The organism is Microcoleus sp. B3-D7 (genome assembly GCF_036705305.1).
Taxonomy (GTDB): Bacteria; Cyanobacteriota; Cyanobacteriia; order Cyanobacteriales; family Microcoleaceae; genus Microcoleus.
This window is the reverse complement of record NZ_JAUBUE010000011.1, coordinates 1-17,679: the sequence shown is the minus strand read 5'-3', so window position 1 is coordinate 17,679 and position 17,679 is coordinate 1. Positions and strand designations below refer to the sequence as shown.

At 46.2% G+C, this 17,679-nt stretch carries 15 protein-coding genes and 1 rRNA gene; 10 read left to right on the top strand and 6 right to left on the bottom strand.

All coding sequences use genetic code 11. The annotated features are described in order from the left end of the window. Positions 1–25: 25 nt before the first annotated feature. The 3 genes from QUB25_RS10645 (at position 26) to QUB25_RS10635 (ending at position 4,222) form a co-directional block, all read left to right on the top strand. Positions 26–1,705, top strand: coding sequence for an AarF/ABC1/UbiB kinase family protein (locus tag QUB25_RS10645; protein WP_333183377.1), 1,680 nt, complete (start codon positions 26–28; stop codon positions 1,703–1,705). Between the two features lie 224 nt (positions 1,706–1,929). After that, positions 1,930–3,015 carry a galactose-1-phosphate uridylyltransferase gene (gene galT / locus QUB25_RS10640; RefSeq protein ID WP_333183249.1) on the top strand — a complete coding sequence of 362 codons (1,086 nt, stop codon included), beginning with the start codon at positions 1,930–1,932 and terminating at the stop codon, positions 3,013–3,015. Positions 3,016–3,109: 94 nt separating this feature from the next. Then, a complete protein-coding gene (locus QUB25_RS10635) occupies positions 3,110–4,222 on the top strand; it encodes a M24 family metallopeptidase (protein WP_333183247.1) in 1,113 nt (370 codons plus the stop codon). Between the two features lie 279 nt (positions 4,223–4,501). On the opposite strand, the gene QUB25_RS10630 is transcribed toward QUB25_RS10635, so the two are convergent. The 4 genes from QUB25_RS10630 to QUB25_RS10615 form a co-directional block, all read right to left on the bottom strand. Next, positions 4,502–4,753, bottom strand: coding sequence for a TIGR02450 family Trp-rich protein (locus QUB25_RS10630; protein WP_242725377.1), 252 nt, complete (start codon positions 4,751–4,753; stop codon positions 4,502–4,504). Positions 4,754–5,512: 759 nt separating this feature from the next. Further along, positions 5,513–5,665, bottom strand: coding sequence for a hypothetical protein (locus tag QUB25_RS10625; RefSeq protein ID WP_333119930.1), 153 nt, complete (start codon positions 5,663–5,665; stop codon positions 5,513–5,515). Positions 5,666–6,302: 637 nt separating this feature from the next. After that, positions 6,303–6,458: a hypothetical protein gene (locus QUB25_RS10620; RefSeq protein WP_333183245.1), complete on the bottom strand. Its 156-nt coding sequence runs from the start codon at positions 6,456–6,458 to the stop codon at positions 6,303–6,305. A gap of 764 nt (positions 6,459–7,222) precedes the next feature. Further along, complete coding sequence (locus QUB25_RS10615; protein WP_333183243.1) at positions 7,223–9,055, bottom strand: caspase family protein; 1,833 nt, start codon at positions 9,053–9,055, stop codon at positions 7,223–7,225. 282 nt (positions 9,056–9,337) lie between these two features. Here QUB25_RS10615 and QUB25_RS10610 point away from each other — a divergent pair, with 282 nt between their 5' ends. The 5 genes from QUB25_RS10610 to QUB25_RS10590 all read left to right on the top strand — a co-directional run bounded on the left by QUB25_RS10610 (position 9,338) and on the right by QUB25_RS10590 (position 13,138). Further along, positions 9,338–10,039: a V4R domain-containing protein gene (locus QUB25_RS10610; RefSeq protein ID WP_333042387.1), complete on the top strand. Its 702-nt coding sequence runs from the start codon at positions 9,338–9,340 to the stop codon at positions 10,037–10,039. A gap of 94 nt (positions 10,040–10,133) precedes the next feature. Beyond that, positions 10,134–10,400, top strand: a complete 267-nt coding sequence (locus QUB25_RS10605; RefSeq protein ID WP_333042386.1) for a hypothetical protein — start codon at positions 10,134–10,136, stop codon at positions 10,398–10,400. A gap of 156 nt (positions 10,401–10,556) precedes the next feature. Beyond that, positions 10,557–11,027 carry a phycobilisome protein gene (locus QUB25_RS10600; RefSeq protein ID WP_333061101.1) on the top strand — a complete coding sequence of 157 codons (471 nt, stop codon included), beginning with the start codon at positions 10,557–10,559 and terminating at the stop codon, positions 11,025–11,027. A gap of 43 nt (positions 11,028–11,070) precedes the next feature. Next, positions 11,071–11,733, top strand: coding sequence for a V4R domain-containing protein (locus tag QUB25_RS10595; protein WP_333061099.1), 663 nt, complete (start codon positions 11,071–11,073; stop codon positions 11,731–11,733). Positions 11,734–11,971: 238 nt separating this feature from the next. Next, positions 11,972–13,138, top strand: coding sequence for a pentapeptide repeat-containing protein (locus tag QUB25_RS10590; RefSeq protein WP_333042381.1), 1,167 nt, complete (start codon positions 11,972–11,974; stop codon positions 13,136–13,138). Between the two features lie 17 nt (positions 13,139–13,155). On the opposite strand, the gene QUB25_RS10585 is transcribed toward QUB25_RS10590, so the two are convergent. Next, positions 13,156–13,626: a phycobilisome protein gene (locus QUB25_RS10585; RefSeq protein ID WP_333042380.1), complete on the bottom strand. Its 471-nt coding sequence runs from the start codon at positions 13,624–13,626 to the stop codon at positions 13,156–13,158. 38 nt (positions 13,627–13,664) lie between these two features. Next, on the bottom strand, positions 13,665–14,147 hold the full coding sequence (locus QUB25_RS10580) for a 2Fe-2S iron-sulfur cluster-binding protein (RefSeq protein WP_333042379.1): 483 nt from the start codon (positions 14,145–14,147) through the stop codon (positions 13,665–13,667). 499 nt (positions 14,148–14,646) lie between these two features. Here QUB25_RS10580 and QUB25_RS10575 point away from each other — a divergent pair, with 499 nt between their 5' ends. Both QUB25_RS10575 and QUB25_RS10570 read left to right on the top strand, forming a co-directional pair. Next, a complete protein-coding gene (locus tag QUB25_RS10575; RefSeq protein ID WP_333183240.1) occupies positions 14,647–16,584 on the top strand; it encodes a serine/threonine-protein kinase in 1,938 nt (645 codons plus the stop codon). A 766-nt stretch (positions 16,585–17,350) separates the two neighbouring features. Further along, positions 17,351–17,679, top strand: a 16S ribosomal RNA gene (locus tag QUB25_RS10570); the annotation flags it as partial.

Here is a 17,679-nt window from a genome sequence, read left to right as displayed (position 1 = left end):
TGCATGGAATTCGATCGCCAATATTATGCTCACAAAAGCTGCACCTAAAACCCTGCGTTGGCAACGTTCTAAATATTCGCCACTGGCACGGCAAATAGACATTTTTGCAGCGGCGGGAAAGTTTATGTTTTTTTTGTGGTGGGACGCACTGCTGCAAAATAATTCGCCTCATACTAGAAGAATTCGCGCTCATTGGTTGGTCAATACTTTGCTGAATTTAGGCCCGACTTTTATTAAGATCGGTCAGTCTCTATCGACTCGTGCGGATTTGCTGCCGCTGGAGTATGTGAAGGAACTCGAACAGTTACAGGATCGGGTTCCTCAGTTTAGTTCCGAAGAGGCGATCGCTCTTGTAGAATCAGAGTTAGGCAAGGATATTTATGCTTTGTACCGCGATTTTGACCCCTCGCCTCTGGCTGCTGCGAGTCTGGGACAGGTGCACAAAGCAAGGCTGCACACCGGGGAAGATGTGATTGTAAAGGTGCAGCGTCCGGGTTTGGAAAGTTTATTTGATTTGGATGTGAAGGCGGTGCGCCAAGTGATGCGTTTTTGCGATCGCTATTTGCCTGGGACGCGCAAATATGACCTGGAATCTATTTATCACGAGTTTTTTAAGATTTTATATCAAGAAATTGACTACGTGCAAGAAGGTAAAAATTCCGATCGCTTTAGCCATAATTTTCGAGAATATCCTCAAGTTATTGTCCCGAAAGTCTACTGGCAATACACGACTAAAAAAGTGCTGACTCTAGAATACGCACCCGGCATTAAGGTGGACGACCGCATTAGTTTAGAGGCGATAGGAGTGGATATTGTGAAGCTCAATCAACTCGGAATTTGCTGTTATTTAAAACAGTTGTTAATTGACGGCTTTTTTCAAGCTGACCCGCATCCGGGAAATTTGGCCGTGACAGAAGATGGTAGCTTAATTTTTTACGATTTTGGGATGATGGCTGAGGTGAAGTCTCTGGCTAAAGACCAAATGGTCAAGACTTTTTTTGCTGTGATGAGAAAGGATACTGACGAGGTACTCAATACTTTAATTTCGATCGGCTTGGTTGAGCCGATGCCGGATATGATGCCAGTACGCAGGTTAATTGCTTTTCTGTTGGATAAGTTTATTGATAAGCCGATCGACTTTCAAGCTTTTAATGAAATCAAGAACGAACTTTACATCATGTTCGAGCAGCAACCGTTTCGCTTGCCTGCAGAAATGATGTTTATTGTCAAGTCCGTAACGACTCTCGACGGTATTGCTAGAACTCTCGACCCTGATTACAATTTCATAGCATCCGCTCAGCCTTTTGTCAAGAGTATTGCGGTGAGTAAGGGGCGGGGAAATGCGATCGGAGAATTGGCAAGGCAAGCACGGAGTTTTATTACATATAAGTTACGACAGCCGAGCAAATCGCAAGTTTTTCTCAACCGTTTGGAGCAGCGAATTGAAGAGGGCGAACTGCAAATTAGAGTGCGGAATCTAGAGAGCGAAAGAGCCTTGAAACGCATTAACTTAGCCCTGAAAACTCTAATTTTCGCTTGTTTGACTGGTTTTGTGTTTTTGTCGGGTGCAGTGCTGCTAGTGGGCGGATATCAAACGGGGGCGATCGCAGCTTTTGCGGTTTCGGGATTCGGTGGCTTGTTTGTGTTGCGCTCGTTGTTAGATTTGTTGGTTAAGGAAAAGCTCGATCGAATGGTTGATCGATAAATATAGTGGGTAATTGGGAAGTGCGATCGTAAGCTGCTACGCATTTAAATTGAATCCAGATCCTGGCTCTCCGGCCCGTTCCACAATAGCAGACGGTAGGCTGACATTGGTACTGCAAACTAAACTTGTCAACATAATTTGCGACTTTAGGTAGGGGCGGATTCTCAAAGCACGAAGTTATACTCCTAGCATATATTAAAAGCGATCGCCCGCCCCTACAAAAAATGTACGCCCAAAAATTGCTAAAACCAGACGGCCGCCCACTCACACTCTATAGCCGCTACCCAATCCCAGAAGGTATCGCGGCCGTAAGTCCCAGCAATGAACCCGTAGAGGCAAACCCCCACTTTCGCTGGCATCCTTTGCGGGGTGAATGGGTAGCATACGCCAGCCACCGTCAGGGAAGAACTTTCATGCCGCCGCCGGAATACAACCCGCTGGCAGCTACAATTAACCCTAAGTTTCCGACAGAATTGCCGCCGGGAGATTACGATGTAGCAGTGTTTGACAATCGCTTTCCCTCGATGACTTTGCAAGCAAAAAATGCACCTGTAAATATTGTCGAAACTTTGCCCGCCAAAGGCATTTGCGAAGTCGTTGTTTTCACTCAAGATCCCTTGGCTTCCCTCGGTTCTTTGGAGTTATCTCACTTGGAATTGCTGTTAGAAGTATGGGCCGATCGCACTTCAGTTATCGGTAGCAATCCTGAAATTGAATACGTCTTGCCCTTTGAAAATCGCGGCGTCGAAGTCGGAGTAACTTTGCACCATCCCCACGGTCAAATTTACGCTTATCCCTTCGTGCCACCGGTGCCGGCACGGATGTTAGAATGTCAATCGGTTTACTATCAAAAAAACAGTAGCGGTTTGCTGCAAGATTTGATTCAAAAAGAGATTTCCGACAACCAGCGAATTATTTATTTAGACGAAGAGGCGATCGCCTTTGTCCCCGCTTGTGCTCGCTACCCTTACGAAGTGTGGATTGCCCCGATCGCCCCCGCTGCTACATTTATCGATTTGACGGAAAAACAGCGGCAATCACTCGCTAAGGCCTTAAAAACAGTCACCCTAAAATACGACGGTTTGTGGCATCGCCCGTTCCCTTATTTGATGGCTTGGTTTCAAGGACCCACAGACGGGAAACCCCATCCAGAAGCGCATTTGCACGCCCAATTTTATCCGCCCTATCGATCGAGCGATCGGCTAAAATACCTCGCAGGAACCGAACTCGCCGCCGGAATGTTTGCCAACGACGCTTTACCCGAAGAAAAAGCTAAAGAATTGCAAGCCGTATCTGTCAATATAAGCTGAAACCCATTTAAATTTTCAAGTAAAGTTTGATGCAATTATTGTGGGGTGGGCGTCCCGGCCGCCCAAAAAATACAATTTATATGCAATAAAGCTAATGATAAACTCATTTAACCCAGAAGTTGAAAGCAAACTCGAATTCATCCGCAAAGCCTTAACCGACACAAAAGCGATCGCCCTTCGCTTGCGCGGTACAGACTGGTTTGCCTGGGCCACAGCGGGCGGTTCCCATACAGTATTGCTAACCGCAGAAACAGGAGTTGCAGAACTTTTAATTACCGCCGAAACAGCTTGGGTTCTCACCGATGAAATCGAAGCTCAACGCTTGCAAGATGAAGAATTGCCAGCCAACTTTCAAATGCACATCTATCCTTGGGCAGATGTCGCACAGCGCGAAGCTTTTGTCAAAGAAATTACTGGTGGCGGTAACGTCATGAGCGATCGGCCCAATTCCCAAGAAACACCAATAATTGCATCTTTACAGTCTCGCAAACAGGCAATGATGTCCAGCGAATTAGAGCGATATCGGCGAGTCGGGCGTTTAGCGAGCGAAGCGATGACAGAGGTACTTTCCGCAGCCAAACCAACATGGACAGAATATCAGCTAGCCGGAGCCGGTGCAGAGGCTTTGTGGGCGAGAGGTTTGCATCCAGCCCTGACATTAGTTGCTGGAGAAAGGCGTTTGCCACTGTACCGCCACGCCACAGCAACCGCCGAACAAATTGGACGACAAGCAATGTTAGTATTTTGCGCTAGGGGATGGGGTTTGTATGCAAATTTAACCAGATTTGTCTGTTTCGATTTTCTTGGGGAAAAGCATTCAGAGTTGCACCGACAAGTCAGAGAAATTGAAGCAGCGGCGCTAAATTTGTGTCGGCCGGGAGTAACGCTGAATGCGGTTTATGATACGCTTAAAACTGCTTACGAAGAGCACGGATATCCTCAAGCAATTGCGGAACACCATCAAGGCGGAACTACCGGATATTTGGCGCGCGAAATTGTGGCGACTCCGGCTACTTCAGATATTTTGAGAGAAAATATGGCTGTGGCTTGGAATCCGAGTTTGTCGGGAGCAAAAATTGAGGATACGTTTGTACTTCACAGCGATGGAACGTTGGAAAATTTGACTTTTGATCCGAATTGGCCGAGTGTAGAAGTAGCGGGAAGGTTGCGCCCTGTGCCGTTGGAAATATGGGGCGATCGACCTTAGTCAATTTAACTTATCGCTTTAGTAGAGAAAAAAAGTACACTACCCTACAAAACGCATTAAATTGAGTTCGGATCGCCGTACTTAATGTTTTGTTACATACTTAGGATTTTTCCCACCGACTTACTTAAGCAAAAACGCTGCCACATAAGGGTTTCCAGCACTTCTAGTTATGTAAAAGATTTTTCAAAACCGGGAAAGTCTCACTCCGTATTGGTTTGGATCGGAACTATAGCAGCAGGCGGCGGAAGTTCCCCTCACTCTACCCCAGAGTCCTGTCTTTTAGTCTGCAGTTTCTAATTCCTCTAATTCTTGCGTAGACTGCCATCCAGCTTGCCAGAGCGATCGGTCTTTGAGCTGTGCGGCGTTCAGCCAAAAACGTACATTTGGATCGCAAGCCGCCACCATTTCTGCAAATACCCATTTACCTTCGTTTTTTCGGTTAACGACTTGAAAGTGTCGCCACCCCCAAGTTTTTTGGTGTGAAGTCCATCGGGAACCAACTAAATAAGGAAATTTTTGTTTTTTGCTCACAGTATTTTTGTAGAAAAATATATTAGAAAGCAAGTGAATTGTAATATAGCCATCCTAAATCCTTTGTGTAATTCTTGTAGGGGCAAACCCCCCGTGGTTGCCCCCATGAGGCAGGGGTAGGCAAAGAAAGGCCCTATCCCTACATCTTTGTACGACTCCTGCAAGGGTTGCTATAACTCGTTCTGTTTGATGATATTAATTCCCTATTAAAGCTCGTCAAATCCTCTCTCCCTCTCCCCTTCTCTCGAACATACCAGATAATCTAGAGCCGCTGCTGCTTACATAAGAGTTCACCTAAACTCTATCTGCAAGTAGATGCGTTTATTGTAACTTGCAGCAGTTTCTCGTCGGGGTTCAAAAGTAAGGGCAGTTCAATGACTGCCCCTGTAATTAGTTATACCTATTGAATAGGATAGTTTTTCAGGCGATCCACAAATAGCAAATTTATCCAGTACCAGCTAAATGGTGAATCTCAAATCTAAAAGCAAATAACCCAGGTTATAGTTGTGCAGAATAATCCCTTCTGTGAAACTTACTCAAATCTACTTTTAGAGCAGGTTTGACGTTCACTTCCTGCTTCTACCAAAGCGGTCGGCCGCTTCTTGTCCACAGGCGTGTTTTCGAGCCCAACTTTCCCTACAAACATTTTTTCAATCTTAATCGTGTTTCATTGATCCTGTACAGCTCAAGAAAAACGCACTTTTAGGTAAGATTGACTAATTTCTTTGATTCTGTCGCTACGTCTTGATTACTTCCCTGTTAAGGCTTTTGGCCCGATAAGTCCAGAGGAAGTTGGGGAAGCCGGAGGCGAACCGCATTTGTTTGCAGCCAGAGAGTGATGGCGTGCTTCCGTTGCGGAGTCACGTACTCTCCTGGTCGGATCACGCCAGCACAGACGCCGATGTTTTTCATAAGGGTTTCTCGCTCCGATGAACTTGCACCCTGTAGCAACCTGACTTGGGCTTTGATAAAATCCACGTTCATAGCTGAAAGTAAAAGTAAGTAAAGAACTCAGTTAAATAGCGATGCTTTGCTTCCGATTGTAACTCTAAAACCACTTGGTATGAATCAAATTGATTCAACATCCCCAGGATGGGGATCGGCGCGTCTAGAGCTAGCCAACTTTATTTACTTTATCTGTTTTTGCTAACAAAAGTGTCACTATGCTAGCAGTTTTGGCAGAATTATTTATAGTTAAGAACTGTTACAAATTTGGCTCGATTTCCACAATACGGCAGAGTTTAGTGCTAACACTACTTTCCTGAACTCAAAAAGTTCAGGATTGTCTCCAACGCCTTGCCTTCCTAGGTTTTACACTCCGCGATTGGGAAGCGATCGCTCCGGGAACATTCCTCTTCGATCGCCCCTCTTAACACCCGGACACCGCCACCTCACCCTATTGATTTAGATCGTCTCGTAGACTTAGCTGTGAACTATAACTTCAGGCATACGTGTTGTTACCGGGGCTACAATAAGCGACCAAGTTTGTATTCTTGTTTCTCAAGGAAATATTTTTTGGCTTTTTTTGCAAAGCCCTTATTTGTGTTAATTAAGGCAGCTTTGTGATCTCCGGGCAAACGAAGACTCGCAGCTTGAAAATCCAGATATTTTGTGCTGTGTGGCGGTGCATCTGTTTCCTGAATTCCTTGGGGGCGATCGCTCCTCCGCGAGAATTGCCAGTAACGGCTAATTTTGTATAATTCATAACAGATGGATACCTGCTAATAATTTTAAAACAGCACAAGTTTAAACAGTCTTCGAGCCCTCGATCGCTCCTAATAGCCCACAAAGAGAGATAAAAACATTAACTATGCATACCCAATTTTTAAGGCGATTTTGCCTTGGTCATTTGCCTTATATAGGAATTCACTATAGCCAAATTTGCTTGTTACTTAAGTTGAATTTAACTATAAATTAAGCTGAAAAGCCTACAGAATAAAATACAAAAATTAACTTTTTTAATTGGTTTTAAACTTATCTAACTTAGAAAATTTGTTTTTTTTAACCTAAATTAGACCATATTTATTGTTAAAAAAAAACTCATTTTTGACGGTGTTCGTGCCGATTTAGGGAACTTTGGACGTGAATTTAAAATATTAATTAACAGGGGTTGCACAATTTGAGGCATTGTGGGGAATAGGGTTAGGCGTCCCGCCTGCTTTGAAAATACACGCCTTCGGACTCATGGGCTCATCACAAAAAAGATTAAAATCCTCCCGCTATTATGCAACCCCCATTAACCAGCTCATACGAGATATTTCACTCTACAAAACAAACCGACCAGGCAACATATAAAATCCCCTCCCGCAGAAGCTGGGAGGGGAAATGGTGAATAAAATTATTGGTTTGAAATTATCGATATGTAGGTCTCTTTTTGCAGTATCAAGAGGTATCGATCAAGCTCACGACCGATGTTGGTCAGTCGCTAAGATAATTTCTCGGTGGGAAACCGAGAAATTATCAACTAAATCAACCTTTTTTCGGGCGTTGCAGCTTAGTTTTCCAATTGGCGATCTCCTTCTGAGCAGGCTGATAACTCTTAGTACCCGACGGCACCAGCGAAGCAGCTTCAACTGCCTCTTTCAGCTTTCCTTGAGAGCCGCGCAACTGAGCAATTTTGAGAATACTTTCGCTCCACTGTCCAATTAACTGTTGAGCTTCTTCATACTTCGGCTGACCGGGTTCAATTTTATTAGCTTGCTGGATGCCTTTACTGTAAGAAGAGGCAACCCCCCGCTTAATTTGACCCTTAGCAGCCGATAGCAAAGCAGCATTTACATCCTGGTCTTTGGATAGCTCCTCCCACTGAGCGATCGCCTGTTTCGACTGATTGTAAACAGGCTGATTGACATCCGGCATCAATTTAGCCGCGCCGATCGCCCCCTGGAAATCGCCCCGAGCAGCCCGCCCGTTAGCTATATCCAAAATTGTCAAACTCCAGCGCTCAATATCCTGCTGAGCCTGCGGGTAGAGCGGATCGCTAGCGGGAATCGTTCTCGCCTTAACCACTGCTTTATTAAAACTAGAAGCCGAACCATCCTTGAGGAAAGTTTTCGCCTCAGCCCACACCTGCTGGCTCGATGGTGGCTGCTTGGTTCCAGTCCCTGCTTGCACCGCCCGCGGTTGGTTCTGCGACCCCCCAGTACCAGTAAATTTTTGAGATCCAGGGTTTTGGGCATTTTCAGCAGGCGATCGAGGATCTCCTTCTTGCTGACCAATAAAAATGGATTTGTTCGTCACAAAAACACCCAACAGCAACACCAAAGCCGTAGCAGAACTCCATAAAACTAGCTGCTGCAAAAATGACTTATCCGACCCCCCGTTATGCTCATCCTCCGGCTTTTGCAAGTTCGGTCGATCGCCTCCCCCATCAGCAGCGGCCACAGCATTTGGCTGCGACACAGGCGGCTTCTCAACAGGCGAATCCTGAGCGTTGCGAACTGCCGGAGGCAGATCCATTCGAGCCGTGGCCGTCGCCATTTGCGGGCGATCGAACCCATCAGCCGTACCAACCGTCATATTGCCGTTGCGTCCGGCCAACGCAGCAGTTGGTACCCCTGAAGCATCCGGCAAAATCACCAAATTAGCCTTTCCCGGAGGATTCACCACCATCAAAGGTTCTTGTTTCGGACGCAAATGGTGGTCACACAGCTCCGGCAGTCGATCGCTCAAAAAACGGTCTAAACCCTTAATGGTCGTGCACTGTCCCGAGCGTAGCCCCTCCAAAAGCGCCGTCGTAAAAAACCCCTGACGCAAAGCCGAAGTTTCCCGCGAAACTTGATTCGGGCGGCAAGAAAGCACCGTTGGGATTTCCAGTTCCCGTGCCAGCTCGACCGTTTGAGAGCCGATGGTTTCCCCCGCTTTCACAATCTGGCTGCGGTTCATATCAACCAGCACCAATACCGTTTCCGTAGGAGCGTTTTTCAGAGTATTCAACAGCAACTCTACCGGAATCCCCGTACCCTGAATCTCAGCCGGATTGCCGTCAACAGGCATCAAATAATCCTTACCTTCATAGCTGACACCGTAGCCGCTAAAAAAACACCAGAGTAAATCTCCTTGTTGCACGTGTTCCGCGCAGAGGCTTTGGGTCAATCTCAGAATATTTTCCCGATTTGGATATGTAGATTGACCCCACAGCGACGGCGAGCTATCGGTCATCAGCAGACATCCATCCGGCGCAAAACCCGCCTCCTCAGTCAAAAAACCGTACAGGGCCTCTGCATCCTCTTGGGCATAACTCAAAGGCTGGAGTAACTGATATTGATTGATGCCTATTGCAATACAAGCGTGATTTTTCATCCCCATATGCCCTATATATATAGTGGACAGCTTGCACAAAACGATAACACATAGCCGTTTAAGGTTATACCCACTTTCGTCACCACTCACAGAGCAGTTGTCCGAAGGCAGAACTCCCAACAAGCCCCCTAATTTACCATCTTAAAATCTTTAATTTTTATATTGCAGTGAAAAATTATACCCTGTGCCTGCCTTTAGAAAAATAAAGTTAAATTGGATACACAGGCCACTCTATTTGACTCTAATTTTCACCAAACTACACCAAAAAGGAATAACCCGCCAATGGTCTCTACCGCCAAAAAAGAAATCTCCCCCCACAGCGAATCGCTACTGAAGAAAAATCATCCTAAAACTCACAGCCACTATAGGTTTCAGGATTTTTTTGCCTTCGATCGCCAGATGGGTACAATTGACGACTGGAATGAGTCGCGTAACATTTTTACCAGCGAAGACTTCATTATCGGTTTAGTGGAGGGACTCGAAGAAGAAGTCGGCCCCGCGTCCTCTGTCATCATGTATACTATTGGTTGCCAGTGGGGACTCCAAGATTCCGAATTTTTTCAAAAATGGTTTAGTGCCGAATACAGCCAGAACATTCGCCAGTCAAATCTCATGTTTCTGCTAGAAACTTGGTGGTGGCCTTTCACGGCTCAAGGTTGGGGTCGCTGGGAAGTGGACATGAGCGATCGCAAACACGGCTGCATCTTCATCAACCTCTTTGACTCAGCAGTTGCTCGCACATTGGGAGACGTAGGCAAACCGGTTTGCCACCTATACGCCGGTTTGTTCGCCGGTTTCTTCGGCTCTTTAGTCAAAAAGCCTCTGAGCTGCATAGAACTCCAATGTTACTCAATGGGAGAAACCTATTGCAAGTTCCTGCTTGGCAACCCAGATAAAATTGATGCAGCAGCATTCTGGCTCAACGAAGGTGCCAACGCCCGCGATATTCAAAATCGACTGCAACACGGTGAAATATTGCGGTAAACAACCTGGAAAGGCACATCCCCTGCCCTGCCTTTCCTCCCACCAATTTCGCGATCGAAAGTGCGATGGTGGATTTCTCCAGGCAGGAAGAAAGATGAAAAGTCAAACTTCATGGTTGGACCAATCTGTCCAAGAATTCTTTGGTCACTATAATTGGCTGGGAAAATCTTTAGAAACCCCAAATGGCTCGACCCCCGGTCAACTTCTGAGTTTAACCCAGCCAGTAGCAGACTTTTTTCAAGCTATTTCTTGGGAAGGAATTCCGGAAGTAGGTGCCCTACCCCTACCGCCACCCTTGCCAGTAATTTCTATTTCTGAACAAGCCGAAGTCACCATTGATGACCTATTCGACCTGTTTTAATCTGTGTAGGCAATAAAAAATGAAAAATAGGGCCATCCCTCATCCCTCTTTCCTCATCCTTCAAAATCCATTAGTTAAATCCGTTAAATCCCGTACATTGCTCGTTGCCGAACTTCCTTCCTTTTATCAATTACCGATTACCACTTAATTAAAATCATGCACCCTGAGATTGAGGCGCTGCTGGATCAGGCCGAAAACCGCTTTTTAAAAGGCGAAGAACTCATAGCTTTTAAGCGTCAAGCTGTAACCCTTGTCCAGCGCTTAAAAATTTACGAATTTTTGCGAGAGAAGGAAGCAAGCATCTTCCAACCAGTAGCCAACAAGCTACAAGAAACGTTCCCCGACGAAAAACAAGAAACCTTAGAACGATCGCTCAAACACTGGGTGTTAGTCTTGCGGTACTGCGCTATGGCTATGCTGCTGAACGATCGAAATTTTCTCGAACAGCGCCTTGTAGACTGGCTTTCCGGCATAGTCGCAGCCCACCAAACTCAAAAAATCGAAGCCACTGTTTGCAATCTGCTGCAAACTCGTTTAAAAGAATTGCTTTCCGAGCAAGCCCGGGCTATATTGCAACCATTTTTTGACCAAGCACAGTCAATTATTATTGACCAAGGTAATAAATAATCCGCTTTATTTCCAATTCCCGATTCCCAATTCCCAATTCCCGATGATTAATATTGCCGACTTACTCAAACAGCCCCGACTCCCTGGGAACTACTTTGCCAGCGATGCCTACGTCCGAGGCGACCTCGAACTCGGCCTCCTCGAAAACCGCCGGGGTGATCGGCTCTTAGCACTCCCAGAAACACTGATTCAAGCCATTTATATCGGCTTAGAACAAGAAACAGGTCAAGCCTCCCGCCTCGTGCTTTTCAACTGCGGTCGCTGGTGGGGTAAAAACTTCTACGTGCGTTTTTGCGAAGAAGTCAGCGAATACTACGGTCAGCCAGTTTCTGAAATGGAAATGGTAGAATTTCTTCAGTCCTTACAGCAGTGTTGGAAAACTCATGGATGGGGAACATTTGAGTTTGACCCCAGCTATTCCGAACATGGATTTTTAATAGTAAAAATTGCTAACTCTCTTTTTGCTAAAACAGCTCCCAAATCTAAGCGACCAGCCTGTTTTTTAGAAGCAGGTATTTTAAGTTCGTTCTTTAGTCAGCTTACGGGTCGAGAACTTCACTGCCTGCAAACCTCCTGCGAATCATTGGGTTCGGACTGCAACCGCTTTATTTTAGGCCTGCGCGAGCGCCTCCTACCTGCAGATTCTATGGTCGAAGAAGGAAAAGACCATGAAGCTATTCTCAGTCAACTTTTCCAGAAAAATTGACTTGTTTGACAGCTATTACTTTGTTAATAGCTGTCAAATCATTTTTTTGTAGCCATATTATCCCCCGTCTCATCAAAACTGTGAGTTAAATTATAAAAAAGCTCCTAAGTCAAAAAATCAGGTTTTAGCAATTTAAATAAAATCTGATTATAACTAGCAGCTAGAAAATTCATAACTTACTCTAGAAATTCATAAAATTTAAAAGCAATCAAAACCTCAAACATTTTGCTAGAACTTAATGGACGCCAATGAACTTCTAACTCGATATGCAGCCGGCGAAAGAGATTTTAGACTGGCAAATCTGCGCGGCATTGTGTTGAGTCCGATCGATTTATACCGTTCCAGCGATGCCCCAACTCTTATTTTGGCAAACCTCAACCAACACCAGCAACGACCCTACTTAATCGGTGCTAACCTCAGCGGGGCCGACCTCACCAAAGCCCATCTGAGCCGAGCCAATCTCAGCAAAGCTGACCTCAGCGGAGCCAATCTCACCGGCGCCAACCTCATGGCAGCCAGTCTGAGTGGAGCCAATCTCCTCGAAGCCAATCTCACCGGCGCCAACCTAGCCGGATCTCATCTGAATTGGGCAAACCTGACCGGAGCAATTCTTCCCAATGCTAATCTCATAGGTGCAGATATGAGCGCCGCTAACCTCACCAAAGCCGTTCTCACTGAGGCAAATCTCAGTAAAGCCTATCTGATTAAAGCCAATCTCAACGGGGCCAACTTCAAAGATGCTTACTTAAGTCTAGCGAGTCTGAAAGAGGCAGACTTGACCGAAGCACAGCTCACCGGAGCCGAATTATCCAAAGCCAACCTAGCCGGAGCCAACTTAACCCGTGCTAACCTCAGCAAAGCCAACCTGTTGAAAGCTAATCTCAGACGAGCTAACCTCACTCAAGCCTATTTAAACGGCGCCTGCTTGATCGGATCAGACCTTAGCGAAGCTTGCTTGGATAGAGCCAATTTGTGCAAAGCAGACCTCAGCAAAACCTATCTGAGAAACATTACTTTGAATGGCAGCCACTTAAGTGGTATTAACCTCAGCGGGGCAGACCTCAGCGGTGTAGACTTGAGCCGCAAACTTTTAACTGGAATTAATATGGCAGAGGCATTGTTGAACGAAGCCAACTTGAGCGGTGCTTATCTGATGGAAGCTAACTTGAGCGGGGCTAACCTCAGCAAAGCCAACTTGAGTTTAGCCTACCTGCTCAATGCCGACCTTTCTAATTCTTGCCTGCATGAAATTAACTTGAGCAAAGCTAACCTGAGTAAAGCCAACTTGCAGAAAGCTGACTTGACAGGAGCCAACCTCCGGGGAGCCATTCTCACTGAGGCGGATTTAACAGGAGCGAATTTGATTGGAGCCACTCTTCCTAACGGCACAGTTTATCGGCGTTAACTTCTCAATCGCCTTGATTATTTGCCGAGTAAAGTGCGGTTGATGTCCAGAATCGGAAAAAATAGGTTCCTTTCTTCTACCGTGAGATATTGTTTTAGAACCTTTTTCATCACATCGTAGGTCACGGTCGCACTATTTCTAACTTGAACAGCGCCTAAAATAGTTTGCAACCAAAGTAGTAGCCGATCGCGCAACCGTTCAGTATCATTAATCAACAGTGCTGCCGCTGAATGCCTCAACACCCGCACAATATCTCCACGGCACTTTTCAGTCATATCGTTAGCCCCGCGCCGAAATAAACTAGGGTCGAGAGACAGCATTTGTGCTTCCACTTGCCGCATAATGTCTGTTTCAGAGGCTTGAATTTTTTTATAAGCACTCATCCGGTGATTCAAAGACTGAAAGTAGTCTTTCAAAAATTGGAGTTCTTCTGCACTGGCGTAGCGTCCGTCTGTTTCCGTGCTCAAACGCGCAAGTTGGCTCAACATAGATTTTTCTCTACTACTAAAATACAAAGATATCAGTTTTAAGCTTCTTTAGTCCGAACTAAATACTGTCCTACTTGAAAGCGCGTTTCATTAAGCTGTGTAACGATAGAACGAGTAATTAACTTTCCCGATTCTACAACTACTTGACCTGTAATTGGGTGTAATAAATCTTGCTGGGCCCGGCGGCCTATCAGAGCTTCGACATTTTCAATAGCATTAATGTACATCCCCGCAGGCAACTGTACAACCACACCCTCGCCCATAATTTGAGCCTGACAAGCAAGTCGCGAATTGGCTCTAGCCGTAGTAATGACTTCCAACGTCCTTCTCTCGCGGCGGTTCATGTCCGACAAGCCTTCCATGCCTTCTTTAATGTAAACATGGCAGGTAGCGCACATTCCCCGCCCCCCGCATTCCTTGAGAACGTCTAAGTCTTTGGAAAGTAAGGCAGACAGGATATTTGATCGGGTTTCGACTGCTATTTCCTCCGCAATTGGATCTAGTTTAATAATTTTAACCATATTGATGTTTGCTCCTGTCAAGTTCAGTATTTAGCAAGTTACGATCAACTTATTTAAAGCGTAAAAAAATTTGGCTAACACTCAAAAAGGTTAAGATGCCTTGACCACAGCATCGGCTTCTGGCTCTCTAACCCCTAGGGCATAACCGCACTTCTGTTTTGGTCATATCACTGTACCCTCGCCCCGATTCCCCAGCTTAGCCTTGAAAAGCTAAAACCTTAGATACTTTCTGCATGGCATTGAAAAAACTGTAATAGTCGCGATCGACTAAAATAGCAGCCACAGGTAGTTCCCGATCTGACACCCGAATCCGACAAGATTTATAGTCCCGAAACTCAAGGATTTTAATAGGTGCGACTGTGCGATCGCTCTCAAGGAGGCTGAGAATGAACCTGAGATAACATAGGCTGTACCTGGCGAGCGATTCAAAAATTTGAATTTTTGTCAGAATTATTTACATATTTTAATACTAGCTCAAGCTTTTTCTATAATTAGACCGATGCAACATTCTAAGTACCGCATTTTAGGGCTAGTCGGACAAGGACAATTTGGTCGAGTCTTTTGTGCCAGCGTTCGAGAAGCTCCCGCCCAGGACTCCCGCCTCACCAGCCAACTGGTTGCTCTCAAAGAACTTAGTCATCAGAAAGCCCCAACTAGCGAATTCTTGCGAGAGCTGTGGTTTCTGATCACCTTGCAGCACCCCAATATTGTTACCTGCCGAGCTCTAGAACACACAGCTACAGGCAGGTACTTGGTGATGGACTACTGCGAGGGAGGAACCCTCCGCAACCTGCTCAAACAAGAGCGCCCCTTGCGTCTGCTCGAAGGTTTACAGCTAGTCATGGAAGTTTTAGCCGGCTTAGACTACGCCCACCGCCGAGGCGTAGTTCACTGCGACATCAAACCCGAAAATATCCTCCTAACTTTAGGAGCAAAAGGTTGGTCGCCCCGGCTTTCTGACTTTGGCATCGCGCGTCGGCTGCCAGAAATTGGTACCACTCGCCTCCACCAAGAACTTTCTCCCGACGCTACCGTAGGTTCCCCCGCTTACATGGCCCCTGAGCGGTTTTACGGTCTTTTTTCCCCGATGTCAGATATATATGCAGTAGGAATTCTGCTATTTGAATTGCTAATGGGCTACCGCCCTTTTGGGGGAACCCCCGGAGACTTGAGGTGGGCGCACCTGAATCAACGCTTGCAATTTCCCGACGCCATCCCCGAACCTTTGCAAGCAATAGTCAAAAAATCTTTAGAAAAGCTGCCAGCCCGCCGCTTTGCCAGTGCTTCGCAAATGGCTCAAGCTTTGCGACTGATCATGTACGACCCCGCTGTCAGACAATTGGGCGACTGCATTATTCCCTGGGAAAATCCCACAACCAGTGGTGATAAAAGTCTGAAGTCGGAAAGTGACTCTTTGCTGGAAGTTGAAGAGGAAAAAGCATCACAGTCGGCTATTAATTTACTTCGGACTGTGCGCTATTCGCTTTCGCAGCCAAAGCCACTGATACTTCCTGCACAGTTGACCGCTTTAATTGCCACTGAAACGTATCTCTATGCTGCTGTAGGTAAAGAGGTGAAGGTTTTGTCTCAGCCGGGAAAACAGCTATTTACAGGAGAAATGTCTATTTCTATTTCATTAATGCCGGAAATCGTGCGCGGCATTTTACCTGTTTCCAACGGCTGTTGCGTTCTCACTCCGCAAAAACTTTACTGGCTCAATGAGCACTCTTGGGAGCCTCAATGTTTGCTGGATATGGGTTGGAGGCAAGGTCCAGATCCTTTAAAAGCTGCTGTAGACTCTCATGGCAACTGGTTGACAGTAGCGGTTCCCGGCGAACTGCGTTTTTATTCTTTAGCAGGAAACAGCAGTGCGGGTGATCGGGAAAAAGCCCTGAAGCTGATCGCTACTGTGCCCTTACCAGAACACTATTTACCAGAATTAATTTTTTTGGATCGGCGACACGTTTTAGCAGTTTGGCCCGACAACGAACCAAAAAATCCCCAAACTATTTTTAGAGTTTACACTCGCCGCGGCACGCCGGTGGGTTCTGTGCGGTTGTCGGCCAGCGTGGGACAGATGCTGTTGACACCTGAGCCTTATACTTTGCTGGGAATTCCTCAAGGTGGTAAAGCGGCGGTGCTGTTGATGAAATTGTGGCCGTTCAAGGTAGCGCGAATTCCTCTTGAAACTTTGCCCGTGTCTGCTTGTGTCGCTAATTGGGGATGGGTGTTGGCAGATGTTGGGGGGCACATAGAAGTGGTAAACAGTCAAGGGATTCAAGTAGGAAGTTTTAGCAGCCCTGCCTCACCCCGGGCGATAGCTCCTTGGGGGAATAGAGGTTTGGTGATTGCTGTCAATACTGAGGAAGAGAGTCACTTGCACTTTTTAGATGTAGATGTTGAGGAGACCAACTCGCGCTCGCTTATCAAAGGCTGATAACTGCGGTAACTGAAGGAGTTTAAGGGTGTAATTCAGGAGAGTGTATTTGCGGGCGATCGATTCCTGGGAGTTTGATCAGGGTTAGAGTACCGTGTCGTGTCAACTTCTGGATTTTGAATCAGAGGAATTGTTAAGGGCGATCGGCTCAATTTGAGACCCAAACGTCCCTCAGTAAAGTCCAAGAAATGCAGACACCATTATATATATGACTCATGCACCAGCCTGCTTCTGTCATCCTAACCCCATGATGCAGCCTCACACCTTACACTCTAACCTTGCCTTAGATCGAGTCCCAGTAAGCCGCATCATCTTGAACGACTGAATTCTTCTAGCGCTGCGTGGGAGAGAGTCTGCCCCAAAGCCGTATTTTGGCCCAAAAAAAGACCCCATAGTTATAAAGAGGAGCCAGCCAGCGGAGGTCGGAGCGGTGAAGGACAGCCGAAACCCTTGGTATGTATAGGTTCAAGAAAAAATCAAAAATATTTTCGCAAAACGCTTGACAACCCTGGGGAGAGTTGATACATTAATAAAGCGCCAGAAGGGAAGCGGTTCACTGAACCACAACCGGAAGGTAAAAAACTGAACCTAGAAAAAAGAATAGTTTGAAAGCTTAAAGCACTATTAACCTCGTCAAAAAAATCAAGATAGAGAGTAAAAGCATCGCTGATACTCAATATCGCAAACAACGAGAAAAAAGTCAAGGGAAAAAAACCAGCCTTTGTGCTGAGTGGAAAGAACTTGACGAAAGCCAAAAAAACTCAACAACACGGAGAGTTTGATCCTGGCTCAGGATGAACGCTGGCGGTCTGCTTAACACATGCAAGTCGAACGGAGTAGAAATACTTAGTGGCGGACGGGTGAGTAACGCGTGAGAATCTGCCTTCAGGACGGAGACAACAGTTGGAAACGACTGCTAAGCCCCGATGTACCGAAAGGGAAAATATTTATAGCCTGAAGATGAGCTCGCGTCCGATTAGCTAGTTGGGGGGGTAAAGGCCCACCAAGGCGACGATCGGTAGCTGGTCTGAGAGGACGATCAGCCACACTGGGACTGAGACACGGCCCAGACTCCTACGGGAGGCAGCAGTGGGG